This is a genomic window from uncultured Algibacter sp., from assembly GCF_947495925.1.
GTDB lineage: Bacteria > Bacteroidota > Bacteroidia > Flavobacteriales > Flavobacteriaceae > Algibacter_E.
The window spans coordinates 279,137-298,745 of sequence record NZ_CANMAU010000003.1 but is presented as its reverse complement, the minus strand read 5'-3'; the positions used below and the strand labels follow the sequence as shown (position 1 = coordinate 298,745).

Sequence of the window (19,609 nt, the reverse complement as noted above, 5' to 3'; positions counted from 1 at the left end):
ATTTTAACATTTAGTAGGTCTTCCTTTTAACCTTACATTAACAAAAATGTTAAATTTTAAGGTTTTCTAGTATTTGGCTATGAATTTTAACAACCTGTGCCTGAGTTTTTTCAATCGAAACATTATGAATAACGAAATTTGACAGCTTTACTTTTTTAGAATCTGCCCATTGATTTTTCATGATGGCCTCAATCTTTTCTTCAGAAGTATTATCGCGTTTTAATAAACGATCAATTCTTGTAGCTTTAGGAGCTGTAACGGTTATTACATAATCACAAGCCTTATGTCCGCCATTTTCGAATAAAATAGCAACCTCTTTAATTACATAAGGAGCATCTTGCTTTATAAGCCATTTCTCAAAATGCCTCGCTACTCTAGGATGAACAATAGCATTCATCTTATTTAAATAGTTTTTATCATTAAATATAATACTAGCAATAAAGGATTTATTAAGATTACCATCCGCATACACCTGATTACCAAATAATTGAATAAGTTTCCTTTTTATGATTTTAGATCTAAGCATCAATCCTTTAGCTTCCTCATCAGCTATGTATACTGGAATACCCAAAGCTCTAAATGCTTTAGCTACAGTAGTTTTACCACTGCCAATACCTCCTGTAAGTCCTACTACAATCACTTTGTTATTATGAATTCTATATGCTTTTGATCAATTTTAGTGTTCTTTACTAAATCTGATGTTTCAACCAACTCGGGCTTTAAAAATTTTTGATTCTCACTAACTTTTTTAAAATCGCAAATGACTTTAAAATCATTTGGTGTGACCCCCTTAAAGTTACTAAGGCTTACATAGTAAGAAACCGTTACTTCTTTTGGAAAAAATTTCACATTTAAACCTTTTGGAACGTTAATGAGGCTTACAGGAATTTTGAAAGTTCCTTCTGTAAACTTTTCAACCTTAGCCTTTAAAACTACGCTTTCGACGGAAAATTTTAAATCTGATTTATTTTCTGGTAACTTTAATTTTATATACTCCTCAATATCTATTCTAACATCACTTAGTACCAAGGTTTCTGTATCCAAATATTCAAAGTTAGATACTAAACTGCTAGGTCCAACTATGACAACGGAATCTGGTTCAGAAAAAACCTTAGTTCCTTTATCATAACCAAGACTAAATTTAATATCTGTATTGGATACAATGGGTACTTTCTTTACCAAGTTTACACCAAACCTAAAGGTCAATTTTTCAGGTTCTAAATTGAGTAATTCAACATTTTTATCAAACTGTGTGTTTTTTAAATAAGCTTTAGATTTACTATAAACAAACACTTTACCATCTTTATAAACATCTTTGCTAAAATCTATCTTGATACTTGGTTTAGACATGTAATAGTTTAACCAATTAAAACCATGCGTCTTTAAAGTAATATTTAATTTAACAGAATCGTTTAATATCACATATTTTTGAGGCACATTAAGCTTTTCTATTTCAAAAGGAATGGTATTCGTATATTCCTTAGATAGTTTTGTAAATAGTAAAATCACGAATGCCGATAACAGAAAAAACAAGAACACATTGATTCTTTTATTTCTAATTGAGGCTAATATTTGTGATTTTAAACTTTTTATCATTTTACTTTAAAAAACAATTTAGGAAAATGCCTTTCTGGATCTTTATTTAAAACCGAAAGTGCCATTGTAGATTCCAAAAACCCATAACCATATCCAAAAAATTGAATAAAAATTGCTGGAATGCTAAATATTGAAACCCATATATTTTTAGTACTAATTAAAGCCAGAACAAATGCTAAAACAAAATACAATATATATCCTATAAATAACCATTTAATGCTAAATACCAAAAGTACAATTGACAAAACAAAACCTATAATAAAAACAGATGGAAACCAATAGGTAAGCTTTTTAGTATCTGGGTGCCATGAATTTAAAATAGGCCGGACTAACCCAAATTTATTAACCTGCTTATAAAATGTACGCCAAGAAATTCTACGTTTATGGTACACATAAGCTTCTGGTATTAACTTCGTTTTAAACCCTAAATTCCACAACCTTATTGACAGATCTGGGTCTTCACCAGGATGAATTCTACCAAAACCTTTAGACACTTCAAATGCCTGTTTAGAAAGGCCCATATTAAAACTTCTGGGTTGAAATTTATTTACACTAGACTTATTACCGCGAATGCCTCCGGTAGTAATAACCGAAGTCATTGAAAAATTTATGGCTTTTTGAAGATTTGTAAACGATTCATGAGCTGCATCAGGGCCACCAAAACAATCCACGTAATAACTTACTAGACTTTTTTCAACTTCTTTTAAATAATTCTTTGGAAGAATACAGTCTGAATCTAAAATAATAAAATAATTCCCTTTTGCCTTTTGCATCCCATAATTTCTGGAATCTCCAGGGCCAGAATTTGGCTTAAAAAAGTATGAAATATTTAATCTATTCCTAAAAGATTCAACAACCGTTTTTGATGGTTTTGATGAACCATCTTCAATAATTACAATTTCATATATACGATCTCCTTCCAGAGCATCAAAACTTTGCAAAAGTTCTTGAATTTCGTCTGGACGATTATATACTGGAATTATAAATGAAAACTGTAATGACATAACACAAATGTAACAAAAAAGCCACCGTTTTAAGGGTGGCTTTTACTCAATATATTATTGTTTCTATTCGTCTTCTCCTACAAAGGTTGACATTACTGCATCGCTAACTCCCATATTACTAAATCCTCCATCGTTATAAAGGTTTTGTAATGTAACACGTTTCGTTAAATCACTAAACAATGATACCGTGTAATTCGCACAATCTAAAGCTGTAGCATTACCAAGTGGCGACATTTTATCGGCATACGCAATAAAACCATCAAAACCTTTAACACCACTACCTGCAGTGGTTGGTGTTGGCGATTGCGAAATTGTATTTACTCTTACATTTTTATCTCTTCCAAAGAAATAACCAAAACTGCGGGCAATACTTTCTAAATAGGCCTTGTTATCAGCCATATCATTATAGTCAGGAAATACACGTTGCGCAGCCATATAACTTAACGCCACAATACTCCCCCACTCGTTCATAGCATCTGCCTTATATAATGTTTGCATGACCTTATGAAACGACATCGCAGAAACATCTGTTCCTTTTTGCGTCCAATCATAATTTTGATCTGTGTAATGCTTTCCTTTTCTAACATTTATAGACATTCCTATGGAATGTAAAACAAAATCAATTTTACCTCCCAAAATCTCCATAGACTGATCTACTAATTTCTGTAAATCTTCAAGAGATGTTGCATCGGCAGGAATAATTTGAGAACCTGTTTTTTCAGCAAGTTCATTAATTTGCCCCATACGCATGGCCACCGGCGCATTAGTTAACACAAATTGTCCACCTTCTTCATGAACTCTTTCGGCCGTCTTCCAAGCAATTGAATTTGAATCTAATGCTCCAAAAATAATTCCTTTCTTTCCTTTCAATAAGTTGTACATATATTTTGATTTTGTTAGTTCGTTAGTGTGTTCAGCGCACAAATATACTAATTAATTGAGTAATTCTTTAGCATGTGCAATCGCCGATGTTGACATTTCTTTACCGCCTAGCATTTGAGCAATTTCTACAATGCGCTCATCATGATTAAGGCGTATTAAGTTGGTTTGAGTTACATGATTAACATCCTCTTTATATACTTTAAAATGAGAATGTCCTTTGGCTGCAATTTGCGGTAAATGCGTAATAGAAAACACTTGCATACTTTTACTCATTTGCAACATGATATCTCCCATTTTATTTGAAATCTCTCCCGAAACACCTGTGTCAATCTCATCAAACATAATGGTGGGCAATTGAATATATTTTCCTAAAATAGATTTTATTGCCAGCATAATTCGAGACATCTCCCCTCCAGAAGCTGCTTTTTTCAATTCGTTAAAATTCCCTCCTTTATTAGCCGAAAACAAAAAAGATAATTCATCTTTTCCGTTTACATAAAACGCATTACCCGCTATAACACTAATTTTAAATTGTGCGTTTGGCATTCCTAAGCTCACTAATAGGCTCTCTAGTTGAGATTTTAACTCTGGAACAACTTCTATGCGTTTCTTATGAATGGTTTTTGCAATTGTATTTAATGTCTCCGCTTTAGAAAGAATATCATCTTGTTTTTTTTGAATATTTTCATCTAAATTCTCTGTGATGGACACTTTATCTTCCAATTGGTTTTTTATGGAGATTAATTCAGCAACGTTTGATGCAATATGTTTTTGCATCAAATCATGCAGTACTTTCAACTTTGAGTCTACCTCTTCCAATCTCTTGGGGTCGGCATCCAGACTTTCTTGTAAATCATGAACTTCACTATACAAATCGTCCATATCAATCAAACTGCTATCTACTCTATTGTATAAATCTTCATATTTAGATGAAAATCCAGATAATTTTTGAAAAACATTTTTTAAGGAACTTAATGAACTTAATACACCTAATTGTTCATCTGTTAATAATTGATAGCCCTCCGCTAAATGTTCTTTAATTCCCTCAACATTGTTTAAGGTTTCATATTCAGCCTCAAGAGACTCTATTTCACCTTCTACCAAATTAGCTTCAACCAGTTCATTCAACAAAAACGAATTGTAATCATATTCTTTTATAGCCTCCGCTTGAAAAGCTAAGAGTTCCTTAAGTTCATTTTGAAGTTTTTTATAAACCTTAAACTCTTTCTTATATTCTTGGGTATTTATAGCATTATTTGCAAGCGCATCAATAACCTGAAATTGAAATTCATTACTTGTTAGTTGCAAAGTTTGATGCTGTGAATGTATATCAATCAATCGCGCTCCTAAAAGTTGTAAACTGGCAAGATTTACTGGAGAATCATTAACAAATGCTCTTGATTTTCCAGAAGGTAATATTTCTCTTCTTATGATGGTTTGATCATCATAATCAAAATCTTCAGCTTCAAATAGATTCTTTAAGCTATAATTTGAAATATTAAATACAGCTTCGATAACACATTTTTTAGACGCATTCTTTAAACTGCTTAAATCTGCGCGCTTACCTAGTATTAAAGACAAACCTCCCAATAAAATAGATTTTCCTGCACCAGTTTCGCCTGTAATAATTGAAAAACCGTCATTAAAACCCACATGAAGGTTATCTATTAAAGCGTAATTTTTAATTGATAATGTTGTTAACAAAACTTCTAAAAGCGTTTAAATTAGGATAAGTTAAATATAGTGAAAGAGAGACAAAAGCATTAAAACTTTAATACTTAATATTTTGCCATTTACTACTGTACATAGGCGCTACTTTTTGAAGCGTTTCTTTAACCTCTGTAATATTTACGCTTGGACCATCAGAGAAAATTTGCTCAATTTCATCAGATTTTGCGTCAAAAAAGGTCCGCAATAAAAAAGAATTAGGTCTTCTGCTATTCATGGAGGCAAACTTAGTTAATGACTTTGCAATAGCATCTTTACCGGTTTTTACGTTTTCGCTCATTACATCTAATCCCATTCTATGATAATCGTACATTACATCTCTATATTCCTTAAATGTAGGAGATAAGATATTATCAATAAGCGCAAATCTGCTTTGTAAACCATCTTCTAATTTCCAACCCTTAAAATTTCCTTGCTGAGAATAATTTGTAATTACTTGAGCTTGTTTATAATAATCAAGTCCTCCTTTAGGCGAAAAACTATCGGCATCTAACGCCAATATCATATAAACATGAAATGCTAAAACAGATATAAGGTTAGACTCAAACTGCGTTGGATTGTATATTAAATTTTGAAACTCAAGATATGTAAATGTAAAATCCTTATCGTTAAAATTATATGTAGGTGTGCTAAATGAAGATGCATAAATGGGCCTTGAAGCTTGCACTTGTAATGTAGCTCTAAAAGTTTCGCCTGCATAACTACTTACATTTATAACCATGCTGCAGTTAATACGCTCTTGAGACTTATACGTTTTATCAGTCCATTTTGTATTATTTATAAACTCTGTTACCTGCTTTTCCAGAGTCTTAAAAATAGGGAAGTTCTCATTCCCAGTTTGTCTAGCATCTACTACAACATTACAATTTAACTCTTGAGCAATTCCCGTAAAACTAAAACAAACTAATACTAAAACTAAAATGTTACGCATCAATATCTGATATGATTTTATTTAATAAATCAATAGCAACTTCTGCTTTTGATTTCAATTCAAATTCAGTAATCTTTTCTTTATCATCAATAAAAGTGACTTTATTCGTATTACCTTTAAAACCTGCACCTTTATCATTTAACGAATTTAATACAATTAAATTTAAATTCTTTCTTTTAAGTTTCCCTTTGGCATTTTCAATTTCGTTATTAGTTTCTAAAGCAAACCCAACCAAAAACTGATCTTTTTTAATATCTCCTAAAGAAGCCAAAATATCCTTAGTCTTTTCTAACTCTAAAGTTAACGTTGAGGACTTCTTTTTTATTTTCTGAATAGCTACTTCTTTAGGGCTAAAATCTGCAACTGCCGCCGAAAGTATAGCAATATCAGCAGTTTTAAAATGACTATGCACAGCATCATACATATTTTGTGCACTTACAACAGGAATAACCTTAACGAGCGTATGAGAGATGTTTTCGTGTGTTGGTCCTGTAACCAAAATAACCTCAGCTCCTAAATCAGCAGATGCTTTAGCTATTTCAAACCCCATTTTGCCGCTTGAATGATTGCCTATAAATCGAACAGGGTCTATGGCCTCATAAGTTGGTCCAGCAGTAATCAAAACTCTTTTTCCGCGTAATGGTAGTTTATTCAAGATATCCTTCTCAATGAAAGCTACAATATCTTCAGGTTCTGCCATTCTGCCTTCCCCAACCAATCCGCTAGCCAATTCACCACTAGTCGCAGGAATCATTACATTTCCAAACGCATTTAATTTTTCAAATGATTCTAATGTCGTAGGGTGCTTGTACATATCTAAATCCATGGCTGGAGCAAAATATACGGGACATTTAGCAGACAAATATGTAGCTAATAATAAATTATCGCATACACCATTTGCCATTTTAGACATGGTATTTGCAGTTGCCGGTGCAACAACAAATAAGTTTGCCCATAAGCCTAAGTCTACGTGATTATTCCATACCGCATTATCATCGTCTTCGTTTGTAAAAGAAGAATATACTGGATTTTTTGAAAGTGTTGATAGGGTTAATGGTGTAATAAAATCTTTAGCAGCTGGAGTCATAACAACTTTTACATGTGCACCACGCTTTACCAAAAACCGAACTAATGAAGCCGTTTTATAAGCGGCAATACCACCAGTAATGCCTAATAGTAAATTTTTGCCGCTTAGTATACTCATAAGAAATTATTCCTGAGAGTCTTCCTCAGTATTTCTAAAATAAATTTTATCGGTTAACCATTCTTGAACCGCTAACGCATGAGGTTTAGGTAATTTTTCGTAAAATTTTGAAACCTCAATTTGCTCTTTATTTTCAAAGATTTCTTCAAGACTATCATTGTAAGTAGCAAACTCTTCTAACTTATCAATTAGTTCTTTTTTAATCTCTGTGTTAATTTGTTCAGCACGTCTAGAAATGATAGAAATTGACTCATAAATGTTCTCTGTTGGCTCATCTACTTGATTTCTGTCATACGTTACCGTATTAACTGGAGCATTGGTCTTCTTTAAATCCATTATTATAATTGTTTAACTTTTGGGCTATATTCTTTTAATTCTTCATCTATAACAACCGCCATTTCATCAGCCTCTTCAACATGTTTTGATTCGGCATATGAACCTTTAAAGGTATTATAGTAGTCTTTTGCTATTTCCAAACGTTCTTGACGCTTTCTCTCTACACTATTTACAGCTAATTTATAAGCAGAATCTAATCTGTAATACAAAGCTTCTTCACGAAATGTTGATCCCGGATATTCAAAAATAAAATTTTCAAATGATTTAATGGATGCTTGGTAGTCTGATATCGTGTTATATTGTCTCGCTATTTCAAATGCTTTCTTCTCTAATTTAAAAACCAATTCCTTCATCAACTCATTAGCCTCATCCAAATATTTTGACTCCGGAAATAAATTGATAAATTCTTGGAGTTTCTCAATGGCCTCTTTAGTTTCTTTTTGCGATTTACTATATACTGGAGACAACATATAGTAACTTTTCACGCTTAAAAAAGCTGCTTCTTCTAGTTTTTCACTTCGCGGATAACTAGATACAAAACGCTCAAACTGATAACCAGCTACATAATAATCTTCTGTTTTGTAAAAAGAATAAGAGTATAAATACATTAATTTTTCTGCCTGCGGCTTCCCTCTATAGTTTGGCACAATTTGAGCAAAAAGCTTATTTGCTTTTTCATATTTACCTTCGTTATAAAGTTGCTCTCCCAGCTTAAACTTTGCACCAACATCTGGTGCTTTTAACACCTTATGATATTCACTGCAACTTGTTAAAACGATGGCTACAAATAATATATAAAAAAACTTGTTCATAGATTTTTAAACAGAATGCAAAATTAAGTTAATAAAATGGATTATAAAAATATTATTTATAACGAAAATAATTCTTGAAATACAGTAATAGCAAGGTTTAAGTAATATTTAACTTTTTACTGATTCTATGCAATCAAAAAGTTTGTGATCAAGTACCATTTTACCATTTTCGTTGTAGTAGTAAGCTTTAACAAACTTGTAATTAAACTTAACATCACTTATCATATAAGAATACATTTGATGAACGACTTGATTAAAAGATTCGTCATAATAACTAACCATAACAACCAATTCACCATGTTGCTTTGCTAGATCGTTTTCTGAAAACTCATGTAATGGACTCTCTTTGTTTATTTCATGTACAATGGTCCAGGTAGTTGGTAAAAACCGAATGGTTTGACGCTCTAAACCTAAAGTATAAAACTCATTATGATATTCACCCTCTTTTCTTTCTTTTGATAACATTAGGGTTACCGATACCGTAGGATCAATCATTGTACTTTTTCTGTCGTTTTCAATTCTAAACATTAAAGCCTTATGCTTTCCAAATTTCCTTAACACCAAATGCTTACTAAAACGAATTGCTGCTTTTGGCTTAGAAAAACGGCCGTATAATAATCCTGTGGTAAAAGCAAAAAACATTAAACCTAAAAAGGCTTCAATAGACGAAACAATTCCACTTGAAAGTCCATTGGGAGACATTGTTCCGTAACCAAGAGTAGTAAACGTTTGTGATGAGAAGAAAAAAGCATGGAGAAAATCCTGAAAAAAATCACTTGTAGGTATGGCAATTTGATCTACCCCTATTAACATGTATATCAATGCAAAACAAAAATTTGCTAATACATATGATAGAAATGACAAACTAAAAAACTCCCACCAAGAAATACCTATAAGGTAATTATATGCCTCAGAAAACCTTCTATTTCTATTTAAATGAACAACATTAAAAGATCCATCTTCATTTATCATTCGTTTTGCAAACTGCGTCGACGAATTACCAATCCCAGGGTCTTTAATCTTTTTTCCCAAAACTAAAAATTTCGAACGAAGCTATGTATTTTCTCTTTTAATTCTGGTGAAGCAGGAACAAGAGGTAGTTTTACCTGATCACTACATAAATTTAAAGCTTCAAAGACAGCCTTAATACCTGCTGGGTTATTTTCCTCGAAAATATAACCTATAACATCCATTAATTTATAATGCAACTCAAAAGCATCTTTTGCATCTCCTTTTAACCCCAAACGAATCATATTTGAAAATTCTTTAGGAAAAGCTTGACCAATTACCGAAATAACACCAGATCCTCCTGCTAAAGTAACTCCTAATGCCAAATCATCATCACCAGAAATAACTAAAAAATCTTCAGGCTTGTTTTTTAATAACTCATAATATTGAGACATATTATTTCCAGCTTCTTTAACTCCTATAATATTGTTAAAATCCTGAGCTAACCTCAAAGTAGTTTGAACATCTACATTTTTAGACGTTCTGCCAGGAACATTATATAAAATAACATCAACTGGTGAAGCTTCCGCAATAACCTTGAAATGTTGATAAATACCTTCTTGAGTTGGCTTACTATAATATGGTGACACCGATAAGATGGCATCAATATCAGTCAGGTCAGTTGATTCTATTTCTTCAATAATAGTAGCCGTATTATTTCCACCAATACCTAAAACCATAGGCACTCGTGCATTATTTGCATTCGATATTGTAGCTATAACATCTTTCTTTTCTTGCTTAGAAAGCGTAACACTCTCTGCCGTTGTGCCACAAATAACAAGATAATCGGTCCCATTATCAATGTTAAAATTCACAATATTACTAAGTGCTTTATGATCTATACTTAAATCTGAATGAAAGGGTGTTACCAGCGCTACACCGGTACCTAAAAATTTACTCATTACTACTTTATTTTATTTAATATTTTTAAATATTTGAAGACTTCTTCTTTAAATAAATGAAACTCATTTAGGCTCGTTTTAATAATCAAATCATTTATGCGTTTGTCTGATTGTAATATCCCAATTTTAAATTTTGATTTTGACAATGCAGTTATCATTTTAAGTTCTAAAAATTCTTCTCTGTAATAACTAATTAAAAGATCAAATTCTGTATTCAAAAAAGATTCTAATCCGCCATTTTTCACGGCTCCATTCCAACCAAAATCTTTTGGAGTATAACATTCATCCCAAGTATTAAGAACCTCTCTTTTACTTTCAGAAAACGCTATCACTTTTAATCTATTAGGCCTTACTCGAATATATTCAGCCAATATTGCAAACAGTTCAAAATTTTCAACCTCATCGATATTAAAGATAACTCCCATACTAACAACTGCATCTTCACTAACATTTACATGTCTTTCTGACACCAACTTGTTTAAGTATTTTTGATTTGATTTATCCTTAAAACCCTTTAAAATCATTTACCTTATACTTTGCACAAAGGTAGCAAAAGTACATCCAAAATTTTTGATTTATACATCAGCTTTACACATTTATTCTTTTTGTTAAATATTTTATCCCTAAGGCAGAAGGAGGTTAATAAAAAGTATCTTAATAAAAAATGTAATTGCGTTGCTATTAACTTAGGAGAGAATTGGTTTTAGTTTTAATAATATCAAGCACATTAAGTTAAAAACATATTCTTAAGTCTAAACAAAGATATTATCACTTGAGAAGTTTTCCTGAACATCAACTTCTATTTGCCTGGTTTTAAGTTTATTTTCTTCTATGATAAATCTGAATATAAAATATATTCCAAGTAAATATGTAATTCTATTTAAAATCATAAAACTCCAAACATTAACAAAAGAAAAGTTTAAATAATCTAAGATACAAGAAAACCCAAAACACACCGTGGCAATTAAAAACAATATCGATTGTTTACTTTGAACGTGCAAATACACCCCATAAGTAACAAATACCAAAGCCGTTATCACTGTACATTTTGTAGAAAACAACATGGTTTCCATACTATTTAAAAATTCAATTCCGACAAAATCATATAAAACATTTGCAAAAAAAACGACAACCCCAAACATCATTAACAAATAAGCCTTTATCAAGCCGTCAAATTGAATAAATTTAAATTTAGGCAGCATAAAAACAATTAATTGCATAAAGGCAAAACTATAAAATACGCTTTCCAAACAAAATATATTAAAATCATGAAATAGAAGACGAACACCATCGCTCAAAAAGGCCAACACCAAGAAGACAATTAATGAAATGTTTATCTTATTATTTCTAGCATAAAAGAAAATGAAGAAAACAGGAATACTTAAAACCTTTATGAATTGCATACCCAAATCGTCTCTAACAATAACGGCAAAACTGTTAAGTACTACCAAAGTAAAAAAGGCAACAAAAAACACTTTGTTAAAGCTAAATAAATTCCAATTTTTCATAATATCAACATAAACAGGTCAAACCAAACATAGCTATTATTGTTATTTCATCACAAAAAACATACGCTTTATCGACGAAACGTATAAAAAAAGTGCGTTTCGTCTAAGATTTAATTTTTATGTGATAAGTAAACTCCTTAAAACCGTCTAAATCAAAATAAAAACATACTAAAATGAAAAAATATATTCCGTTAGTACTTAGAATCATTGTTTCCGTCATCTTAATACAAACATTGCGTTTCAAATTTACTGCCCACCCTGATAGTATTTATATTTTTGAAAAAGTTGGCTTAGAACCTTTAGGAAGAATCGGGATTGGCATCATAGAACTCATAGCTGGAATACTTCTATTAATACCTAAAACGGTATGGATAGGAGCAACTTTGACTATAGGTATAATAGGCGGAGCAATAATAATGCATTTAACTAAAATTGGTATTGAAGTAAATAATGATAATGGCACTCTATTTTATACGGCTATAATAACCTTCATATTTGCTGGCATCATTTTATACTTTAATAGAGCTCAGATTCCGTTTTTTAAGAAAAACTAGAATCATTCATTAAAGCAAATTGTTCATTATCCACCTTTGCTGAGTGTTTTAACAAAGCTTGTTGATAAAAGAAGTAAAAAGCACACAATGCTAACGTCGTGCCAATAATATTTAACAACGCTCTTTGATCTATATAATTATAGGCTATATCTAACACTTCTGAAAAAACTATAAATAAGGCCCCAATAAATTGATACAATGACTTTTTGTTATCTCTGTAAAAATATGTTAACAATGCGCCAGACAACAACATAAGTGTAACTATATTATAGATTAACTCTGTGTGATACTGAAATTTGTATTCCAATTCAGATTTCACAATAAACTGAAGCACATAAATTAAATAAATGTTTAATGCTGATAATACGATGAGATGAATTTTAAAATTCCTTAAAACATACTTAAGACTTATTTCTTTAATAACTTTAAAAAACAAAAGCGCATATCCTATTATATACAGAGCACTACCTATATAGTAATCATATTCATAATAAATAGATCTATTCGCTATGGGTACATTATAATAAAGAATATAATGTGTTACGACCCCCATTATTTCGGACACTGAATAACAAATTAAAAACAACAAAAAGTATATATTCTTTCTTTTACAAAGTATAATATAAAACGCTGTTATAACAGGTATTAAAACTGAATCCAAAAGAAAAGCAATATTAAATTCTTCACTAATTTCAAAAATTATGAAGAATAAATATAACGCTAAAACTAAACCAACCAAGATCTTCGATTTGGACATAATTGCTCATTCTGGTTAATAAGCAAACATAATCATAAAAACGTTATTAATCGAAAAAAATAACATTTAATCGATAAAATGCGTTAATTATTTTAATTTTCGTAAGAATTCATCCTCGCTAATTATTGAAATGTCAAGCTTTTCTGCTTTAGCTTTTTTACTTGGCCCCATATTAGAACCCGCTACAATATAACTTGTCTTTGAGGAGATTGAACTCCCCACTTTACCCCCATTATCCTCAATAAGTTTTTTAAGCTCACTTCTAGAAACCGACTCAAACACCCCAGTCACAACAACTATATCCCCTTTTAATAACTCGGTTTGAACTAAAAGCACATCGGCAGATAACTCCAATTGTACGCCAAACCCTTTCAACCTATTAATTATTAAACCGTTTTCTTCCGAATCAAAAAAATCAACCACACTTTCTGCTATCTTAACGCCTATTTCATCAACATTTACCAAATCTTCCAACGTTGCCTGTGCTATGGCATCAATATTTTTGTAATGTTTAGCTAATTTTTTCGCAACCGTTTCTCCAACATATCGAATACCTAAGGCAAATAAAACACGTTGAAAAAGTATATTCTTAGAATGCTCAATACCATTAATTAGGTTTTCGGCACTTTTCTCAGCCATACGGTCCAATGGCATAACTTGTTCTTTGGACAACTCATACAAGTCTGAATAATTTGAAATCAACCCCTCATTTACCAAAAGAGCTACAGTTTCACCTCCAAGGCCATCAATATCCATAGCTTTTCTAGATATAAAATGTTGAATCCTACCTATTACCTGAGGATTACACCCCATATAGTTAGGACAATAATGCTGCGCCTCACCTTCTTTTCTTACTAACTTCGTATGACATTCTGGGCACTCTGTAATATAATTAGTGATTTCAGAACTTGCTGGTCTCAAATTCAAATCAACTCCCAAAATCTTTGGAATAATCTCTCCTCCCTTTTCAACATAAACAATATCATCAACCCTAACGTCTAGTTTCTCAATTTGATCTGCATTATGAAGTGAAGCTCGTTTTACAGTCGTTCCCGCTAATTCAACCGGTTCAAGATTCGCCACTGGGGTTATAGCTCCAGTTCTACCTACCTGATAGGTTATACTTTTTAGTTTTGTAGAAACCCGCTCAGCTTTAAACTTATAAGCCATGGCCCAACGTGGTGCTTTAGCTGTATACCCTAATTCCTCTTGCTGTTGTAAATTATTTACCTTTATAACAACGCCATCTGTCTCATATGGTAAATTATGCCTATGAATATCCCAATAATCCACAAATTCTAAGACTTCATCAATTGATAATGCCAATTTAGCGGCATCTGGAACCTTAAAACCCCATTGCCTAGCCTTGTCTAGACTTTCATATTGCGTATTAACTCCTAGATTGGCTCCAGTTAAGTTATAAAGTAAACACTCCAATGGACGTTTTGCTACCTCAGCACTATCTTGTAATTTCAAACTTCCAGAAGCTGTATTTCTAGGATTTCTATAGGGCTCCTCTCCTAATTCAATACGTTCCTCATTCATTTTATTGAATCCATCGAAAGGTAGTACAATTTCTCCTCTAATATCAAATTTATCAGGATAATCACCTTTTAACTGAAGAGGCACAGATTTTATAGTCTTTATATTCGCAGTAACATTGTCTCCTTGAAAACCATCTCCTCTAGTGACCGCTTTAACGAGTAATCCTTTTTCATAGGTTAAACTAATTGAAGCACCGTCATATTTTAGTTCGCAAGCATACTGAACGTCTCCATCAACCAACTTTTTAATACGAGTTTCCCAGTCTTGCAAATCTTCTCTAGAATATGAATTATCTAAAGAGTACATACGATGCTCGTGCACCGTGGTTTCAAAATTTTTGGTAACCGCCCCGCCTACACGTTGTGTTGGCGAATTAGCATCATAAAACTCCGGATGCTTAATTTCTAACTCTTGGAGTTGTTTTAGTTTGGTATCAAAATCGTAGTCTGTAATGGAAGGCACATCCAATACATAGTAATTGTGATTATGATTCCTTAGTTCATCCCGAAGGTTTTTTATTTGTTGCTCTATACTATTCATTAGTTTTTTACACCTTTTATCATTCTATCTTTTCTAAAGATATCTTGCTTAAGTTCTAACTTTGAAAAATTATTTTCTTTTAGCAAGCCTATCATTTCTTTTCCCAAATATTCATTGATTTCAAAAAAGAGAATACCATCTTTACTTAAGCTCTCCTTAGAAAAATCTATAATGGCTTTATAAAACTGTAACGCATTATTATCTTTAACAAACAATGCTAAATGTGGTTCGTTTTCTAAAACATTCGGCTTCATAAGCTCTTTTTCTTGCTCTCTTACATAGGGTGGGTTAGATACAATAATATCAAATTTCAAGTTCTCAATACTTTTTGTTTTCAAAATATCAACTTCAATAAATTCAACATCAACAATATTCAACGCTGCATTTTGTTTAGCCATATTTAGAGCTTCAACACTAACATCCAAAGCATAAACATGGGCTCGGGGTAAATGTTTTGACAAAGAAACAGCAATACTTCCACTTCCAGTACCTATATCCAAAATTCTAATTTCTTTTTTAGAATTTGCGTGTTTTAAAACCCAGGTAACCAATTCTTCCGTTTCTGGTCTTGGTATTAACACATGCTTATTAACTTTAAAGTTCAACCCGTAAAACTCTGTCTCGCCTATTATATATTGCACGGGTTTTTGCTCTTTTAATAGATTAAGAGCATTTAAAATGGGTTCGTTATTACCAAGAAACATCTCCGGTTCTAAAGCTAATTGTATTCTAGACACCTTATAAAAGCTATCAATAAGTAAATAAAATATACTATCAATCTCTTCAATAGAAAAAATTGATTTTAACTCCGTTTGAAATTTGTTTTGAATACTTTTTAACTTCATAACGTTTTAATCATCCATACCCCACAAGAGTAATGTCCAGTATTTCCAAGAGCTTCTTTTAAATGAGTAAACCCGTAACTGTCATAAATATGAATAGCCGCTTTTAGTTGCGACGCAGACTCTAAATAACACTTCTTATACCCAAATTCTTTGGAGACCTGTAAACATTTTTCAAATAATGCTCTTCCATAGCCCTTACCTCTTACGGCTGGAGAAAAGTACATTTTCTGAATTTCACATATATCATCCTCAAAACCTTTAAGCGGTTTAACACCTCCACCTCCTAAAATCTCTCCGTTACAATCGAGCACAAAATATGTTTCGTTATCTTTTTTATAAGACTCATACATTTTAGGAGTTTCTTCATCAGCGTAAGCTGTACCCTCTAAAGGAATTTTAAACTCATGAAAACAAGCTCTGATAACTTGTTCTAATTCCGCGTTATCTTGAGGTTCAATTTCTCGTATAACTATAGTATCTTTACTCATTTAAAATGGTACTTTTTAATAAGTGAAGATACATTAATTAGAAAAAAAACGTAATTAAAAAAATCATAATATTATTAACAAAACCTTTTGAAAGATTTAATTTTGAAGCGCCACAACCTAATCATTTTAAGTCTTAAATATTCAAAACACTTAATTATTGTCTACACACCAAATTTACATAAAACGCTGTCTTGATATAGCAAAAAATGGTTTAGGAACTACCAGACCTAACCCAGCTGTTGGATGCGTTATTGTATATAAAAACCAAATTATAGGCGAGGGTTTTACTGGCAAATATGGAGGAAATCATGCCGAAGTAAATGCGATTAACTCAGTTACTAATAAACAAATCCTTAAAGAAGCCACTATTTATGTTACTCTAGAGCCATGTTCTCACTTTGGCAAAACACCACCTTGCAGTGATTTAATTATTAAACATAATATACCAAGAGTAGTTATTGGATGCATAGATGATAATGAAAAAGTTGCTGGTAAAGGCATAAAAAAGCTTAAAGATGCAGGTTGCGAGGTCATTGTTGGTGTTTTAGAAGAAGCCTGTAAAAGTCATCATAAACGGTTTTTTACATTTCATAATAAAAAACGTCCATACATTATTTTAAAATGGGCAGAAACAGCTGATGGCTACATAGCTCCATTTTCAAAAGATGAACAAAAACCTGTCTGGATCACTAATAAATATTCAAGACAATGGGTTCATAAATGGCGTACAGAAGAACAAGCTATTTTAATTGGAACAAATACGGTTATAGAAGACAACCCAAGTTTAACAGCAAGAGATTGGGAAGGCAACCAACCTATGCGCATTGTTATTGATAAAGAAAACAGATTGCAAAAGCATTACAACGTATTTAATAAAGAATCTAAAACAATTTCGATTACCAAAGACCAAGTTAATTTTTCAGAAGATATTTTAGAACAAACCTGCAACCTGTTATATACCGAAAATATAAACTCATTGATTGTTGAAGGTGGTACTCAAACGCTTCAGTCTTTTATTAATAAAAACTTATGGGATGAAGCGCGCATTTTTACTGGAAAACCCTTGTTTAAATCAGGGACAAAGGCACCAAAGTTTTCTGGATACTTAATTTCAGAAGAGTTTATTTTGGAAGACAACCTTAAAATATACATAAATGATTAAAACCTTAATTTTTGATTTCGGTAATGTATTTATCAATCTAGATATTGAGGGCGCACAGCAGCATGCCTTTAACACTTTTCAAATTGATGAACTTTCAGAAGAAATGATTGGTTTTAATAGTTTTTACGAACAAGGTCTTATTTCTACAAAAGAATTTCTTGAGTTCTACGCAGAAAATTATCCCAAATTATCCCAAAAACAATTAATTGATGTTTGGAATTTTATGCTAAAGGATTTCCCCGAATATCGCCTTGATTTTTTAAAAAAAATAAAATCAACCTCAGATTACAAACTTATTCTTTTAAGTAATACAAATGATTTACATATAAATTGTATTAAAAAAAATATTTCTTTTTACGAAGATTTCAAAAACTGCTTTGACGCCTTTTACCTATCACACGAAATTAATTTAGTAAAACCTAATCATAATATTTTTAAGTTTGTTTTAAATGAAAATGAGCTTAAAGCTGAAGAATGTCTTTTTATTGATGACAATGCCGCCAATATTTCTAGTGCAAACGCCTTAAATATTCATACATGGCATATAATACCATACACTGAAGATGTCGTGAATTTATTTAAAACTAAAAACAATCTGTTTTAACGCTTTTGATTCACAAAGACACATATAAGACTATTAACAAATCTCCCGAACATGTACTTTTCAAGGATAAGAATAGTAAATTTTATGGCTACATATTTCCCGTTAAAACAGAAGACAACATAAAATTTCATTTAGAAAAACTAAAAAAGGAACATCATTCTGCAAGGCACTGGTGTTATGCGTACCAACTAGGAACTGAAACCATAAGTTACCGTGCTAATGACGATGGTGAACCCAGTAATTCTGCAGGTATGCCCATTTATGGTCAAATCCAATCTTTTGAAGTCACTAATATTTTAATAGTTGTGGTTAGGTATTTTGGAGGTGTAAAACTTGGGGTTGGAGGCTTAATTAATGCTTACAAAACTACAGCACAAATGATTTTAGAAAATTCCCAAATCATTGAAAAAACTATAAATGTTGAATTTTTAATTTCTTTTGATTACAAAAACATGAATACAGTCATGCGAATAATTAAAGAAAAGCAACTTGCCATTATAAATCAAAAATTAGAAATGAATTGTCAAATTACACTATCGGTAAGAAAAAAGGATGCTCAATCAATATTTGATATTTTCGATCGCCTGTATGAAATTCACATAAAACAACAAATAAACTAGTTAGCATTAAGAGCATCTAAGATGTACTTAGGCGGTCTAGTTGGTTTATTCGTTTTCATATCTATAAATACCAAAGTAGTTTCGGCAGTGGTTAAAATTTCACCCTTATCGTTCGTTATTTCATATTCAAATTCAATCCTAACGGCAGGTGTTTTTTTTAGTTGAGTTTTTACATTAATTACATCATCATAACCTGCTGATTTTTTATAGTTTAAACTCATAGAAACTACCGGAAGCATGACACCATTTTCTTCCATTTTCTTATAAGACACTCCCATTTTTCTTAGCCATTCTATACGCCCCATTTCTAAGTATAATGCATAATTGCCATGATATACAACTCCCATTTGATCGGTTTCACCATATCTCACTCTTATTTGTATTTCATCGAATTTCATAAGTTTTATTGAATAATTTTTTGTAGTTTCGGCTAGAGGTTAAACATGGGGAAAAATTTCTAAAAATTCAATAGTATTTGATTTTTTTTTTAAGATTTTTGTTCACATATTTGCCTCACAAAGAAAGGGGGAACGCAAAAAGCTATTTTTGCAAGAATTCTAAACTAACCAAATAAAACCAATAG

At 31.6% G+C, this 19,609-nt stretch carries 22 protein-coding genes; 4 read left to right on the top strand and 18 right to left on the bottom strand.

The features are described 5' to 3' along the window. Positions 1–49: 49 nt before the first annotated feature. From coaE to Q0857_RS07575, 13 genes are all read right to left on the bottom strand, one after another. Positions 50–640 carry a dephospho-CoA kinase gene (gene coaE / locus Q0857_RS07635; RefSeq protein WP_298533514.1) on the bottom strand — a complete coding sequence of 197 codons (591 nt, stop codon included), beginning with the start codon at positions 638–640 and terminating at the stop codon, positions 50–52. After that, positions 637–1,596: a CdaR family protein gene (locus Q0857_RS07630; RefSeq protein WP_298533512.1), complete on the bottom strand. Its 960-nt coding sequence runs from the start codon at positions 1,594–1,596 to the stop codon at positions 637–639. Before Q0857_RS07630 ends, coaE begins: the two co-directional genes overlap by 4 nt. Beyond that, a complete protein-coding gene (locus tag Q0857_RS07625) occupies positions 1,593–2,600 on the bottom strand; it encodes a glycosyltransferase (RefSeq protein WP_298533510.1) in 1,008 nt (335 codons plus the stop codon). The genes Q0857_RS07630 and Q0857_RS07625 overlap by 4 nt, the downstream gene beginning before the upstream one ends. Before the next feature lie 63 nt (positions 2,601–2,663). Further along, on the bottom strand, positions 2,664–3,482 hold the full coding sequence (locus Q0857_RS07620) for an SDR family oxidoreductase (RefSeq protein ID WP_298533508.1): 819 nt from the start codon (positions 3,480–3,482) through the stop codon (positions 2,664–2,666). A gap of 51 nt (positions 3,483–3,533) precedes the next feature. Continuing rightward, complete coding sequence (recN, locus tag Q0857_RS07615; RefSeq protein ID WP_298533506.1) at positions 3,534–5,186, bottom strand: DNA repair protein RecN; 1,653 nt, start codon at positions 5,184–5,186, stop codon at positions 3,534–3,536. Positions 5,187–5,253: 67 nt separating this feature from the next. Beyond that, positions 5,254–6,141 carry a DUF4835 family protein gene (locus Q0857_RS07610; RefSeq protein WP_298533504.1) on the bottom strand — a complete coding sequence of 296 codons (888 nt, stop codon included), beginning with the start codon at positions 6,139–6,141 and terminating at the stop codon, positions 5,254–5,256. Continuing rightward, positions 6,134–7,345, bottom strand: a complete 1,212-nt coding sequence (gene coaBC / locus Q0857_RS07605) for a bifunctional phosphopantothenoylcysteine decarboxylase/phosphopantothenate--cysteine ligase CoaBC (protein ID WP_298533502.1) — start codon at positions 7,343–7,345, stop codon at positions 6,134–6,136. The genes Q0857_RS07610 and coaBC overlap by 8 nt, the downstream gene beginning before the upstream one ends. Before the next feature lie 6 nt (positions 7,346–7,351). Further along, positions 7,352–7,681 carry a DNA-directed RNA polymerase subunit omega gene (locus tag Q0857_RS07600; protein ID WP_298533500.1) on the bottom strand — a complete coding sequence of 110 codons (330 nt, stop codon included), beginning with the start codon at positions 7,679–7,681 and terminating at the stop codon, positions 7,352–7,354. 2 nt (positions 7,682–7,683) lie between these two features. Further along, positions 7,684–8,493, bottom strand: coding sequence for an outer membrane protein assembly factor BamD (locus tag Q0857_RS07595; RefSeq protein ID WP_298533498.1), 810 nt, complete (start codon positions 8,491–8,493; stop codon positions 7,684–7,686). Between the two features lie 108 nt (positions 8,494–8,601). Further along, the gene (locus tag Q0857_RS07590; RefSeq protein ID WP_298533496.1) at positions 8,602–9,525 is read right to left on the bottom strand and encodes an ion channel; all 924 of its coding nucleotides are present in this window, start codon (positions 9,523–9,525) and stop codon (positions 8,602–8,604) included. Positions 9,526–9,527: 2 nt separating this feature from the next. Next, entirely contained in the window at positions 9,528–10,403 is an 876-nt protein-coding gene (gene dapA / locus Q0857_RS07585) for a 4-hydroxy-tetrahydrodipicolinate synthase (protein WP_298533494.1), read from the bottom strand. Positions 10,404–10,405: 2 nt separating this feature from the next. Next, positions 10,406–10,927 (bottom strand): hypothetical protein, encoded by a 522-nt coding sequence (locus Q0857_RS07580; RefSeq protein WP_298533492.1) that lies wholly within the window; start codon positions 10,925–10,927, stop codon positions 10,406–10,408. Between the two features lie 228 nt (positions 10,928–11,155). After that, positions 11,156–11,911 (bottom strand): hypothetical protein, encoded by a 756-nt coding sequence (locus Q0857_RS07575; protein WP_298533491.1) that lies wholly within the window; start codon positions 11,909–11,911, stop codon positions 11,156–11,158. Between the two features lie 173 nt (positions 11,912–12,084). On the opposite strand from Q0857_RS07575, the gene Q0857_RS07570 reads away from it, so the two are divergent. Then, a complete protein-coding gene (locus Q0857_RS07570) occupies positions 12,085–12,465 on the top strand; it encodes a DoxX family membrane protein (protein WP_298533489.1) in 381 nt (126 codons plus the stop codon). Here Q0857_RS07570 and Q0857_RS07565 read toward each other — a convergent pair. From Q0857_RS07565 to Q0857_RS07550, 4 genes are all read right to left on the bottom strand, one after another. Beyond that, complete coding sequence (locus Q0857_RS07565; RefSeq protein ID WP_298533487.1) at positions 12,452–13,018, bottom strand: hypothetical protein; 567 nt, start codon at positions 13,016–13,018, stop codon at positions 12,452–12,454. The two genes, Q0857_RS07570 and Q0857_RS07565, sit on opposite strands and share 14 nt — an antisense overlap. A 291-nt stretch (positions 13,019–13,309) precedes the next feature. Further along, positions 13,310–15,307 (bottom strand): NAD-dependent DNA ligase LigA, encoded by a 1,998-nt coding sequence (ligA, locus tag Q0857_RS07560; RefSeq protein WP_298533486.1) that lies wholly within the window; start codon positions 15,305–15,307, stop codon positions 13,310–13,312. After that, positions 15,307–16,152 (bottom strand): peptide chain release factor N(5)-glutamine methyltransferase, encoded by an 846-nt coding sequence (gene prmC / locus Q0857_RS07555; RefSeq protein WP_298533485.1) that lies wholly within the window; start codon positions 16,150–16,152, stop codon positions 15,307–15,309. The genes ligA and prmC overlap by 1 nt, the downstream gene beginning before the upstream one ends. Further along, positions 16,149–16,640 carry a GNAT family N-acetyltransferase gene (locus Q0857_RS07550; protein ID WP_298533483.1) on the bottom strand — a complete coding sequence of 164 codons (492 nt, stop codon included), beginning with the start codon at positions 16,638–16,640 and terminating at the stop codon, positions 16,149–16,151. The genes prmC and Q0857_RS07550 overlap by 4 nt, the downstream gene beginning before the upstream one ends. A gap of 157 nt (positions 16,641–16,797) precedes the next feature. On the opposite strand from Q0857_RS07550, the gene ribD reads away from it, so the two are divergent. The 3 genes from ribD to Q0857_RS07535 are packed head-to-tail and all read left to right on the top strand — an operon-like array spanning position 16,798 to position 19,026. After that, a complete protein-coding gene (ribD, locus tag Q0857_RS07545) occupies positions 16,798–17,802 on the top strand; it encodes a bifunctional diaminohydroxyphosphoribosylaminopyrimidine deaminase/5-amino-6-(5-phosphoribosylamino)uracil reductase RibD (protein ID WP_298533482.1) in 1,005 nt (334 codons plus the stop codon). Beyond that, the gene (locus Q0857_RS07540) at positions 17,795–18,406 is read left to right on the top strand and encodes an HAD family phosphatase (RefSeq protein WP_298533480.1); all 612 of its coding nucleotides are present in this window, start codon (positions 17,795–17,797) and stop codon (positions 18,404–18,406) included. Before ribD ends, Q0857_RS07540 begins: the two co-directional genes overlap by 8 nt. Positions 18,407–18,411: 5 nt before the next feature. Beyond that, a complete protein-coding gene (locus Q0857_RS07535) occupies positions 18,412–19,026 on the top strand; it encodes a YigZ family protein (protein WP_298533479.1) in 615 nt (204 codons plus the stop codon). Here the strand turns inward: Q0857_RS07535 and Q0857_RS07530 are convergent. Then, positions 19,023–19,424 carry a thioesterase family protein gene (locus tag Q0857_RS07530; protein ID WP_298533478.1) on the bottom strand — a complete coding sequence of 134 codons (402 nt, stop codon included), beginning with the start codon at positions 19,422–19,424 and terminating at the stop codon, positions 19,023–19,025. The two genes, Q0857_RS07535 and Q0857_RS07530, sit on opposite strands and share 4 nt — an antisense overlap. Positions 19,425–19,609: the final 185 nt, after the last annotated feature.

Bases quoted from the DNA above. Each gene is read 5' to 3' on its own strand.
- Q0857_RS07630 (WP_298533512.1), bottom strand. From the start codon at position 1,596: ATGATAAAAAGTTTAAAATCACAAATATTAGCCTCAATTAGAAATAAA.
- Q0857_RS07625 (WP_298533510.1), bottom strand. From the start codon at position 2,600: ATGTCATTACAGTTTTCATTTATAATTCCAGTATATAATCGTCCAGAC.
- Q0857_RS07620 (WP_298533508.1), bottom strand. From the start codon at position 3,482: ATGTACAACTTATTGAAAGGAAAGAAAGGAATTATTTTTGGAGCATTA.
- Q0857_RS07610 (WP_298533504.1), bottom strand. From the start codon at position 6,141: ATGCGTAACATTTTAGTTTTAGTATTAGTTTGTTTTAGTTTTACGGGA.
- coaBC (WP_298533502.1), bottom strand. From the start codon at position 7,345: ATGAGTATACTAAGCGGCAAAAATTTACTATTAGGCATTACTGGTGGT.
- Q0857_RS07600 (WP_298533500.1), bottom strand. From the start codon at position 7,681: ATGGATTTAAAGAAGACCAATGCTCCAGTTAATACGGTAACGTATGAC.
- Q0857_RS07595 (WP_298533498.1), bottom strand. From the start codon at position 8,493: ATGAACAAGTTTTTTTATATATTATTTGTAGCCATCGTTTTAACAAGT.
- dapA (WP_298533494.1), bottom strand. From the start codon at position 10,403: ATGAGTAAATTTTTAGGTACCGGTGTAGCGCTGGTAACACCCTTTCAT.
- Q0857_RS07580 (WP_298533492.1), bottom strand. From the start codon at position 10,927: ATGATTTTAAAGGGTTTTAAGGATAAATCAAATCAAAAATACTTAAAC.
- Q0857_RS07575 (WP_298533491.1), bottom strand. From the start codon at position 11,911: ATGAAAAATTGGAATTTATTTAGCTTTAACAAAGTGTTTTTTGTTGCC.
- Q0857_RS07570 (WP_298533489.1), top strand. From the start codon at position 12,085: ATGAAAAAATATATTCCGTTAGTACTTAGAATCATTGTTTCCGTCATC.
- Q0857_RS07565 (WP_298533487.1), bottom strand. From the start codon at position 13,018: ATGGGGGTCGTAACACATTATATTCTTTATTATAATGTACCCATAGCG.
- ligA (WP_298533486.1), bottom strand. From the start codon at position 15,307: ATGAATAGTATAGAGCAACAAATAAAAAACCTTCGGGATGAACTAAGG.
- prmC (WP_298533485.1), bottom strand. From the start codon at position 16,152: ATGAAGTTAAAAAGTATTCAAAACAAATTTCAAACGGAGTTAAAATCA.
- Q0857_RS07550 (WP_298533483.1), bottom strand. From the start codon at position 16,640: ATGAGTAAAGATACTATAGTTATACGAGAAATTGAACCTCAAGATAAC.
- Q0857_RS07540 (WP_298533480.1), top strand. From the start codon at position 17,795: ATGATTAAAACCTTAATTTTTGATTTCGGTAATGTATTTATCAATCTA.
- Q0857_RS07530 (WP_298533478.1), bottom strand. From the start codon at position 19,424: ATGAAATTCGATGAAATACAAATAAGAGTGAGATATGGTGAAACCGAT.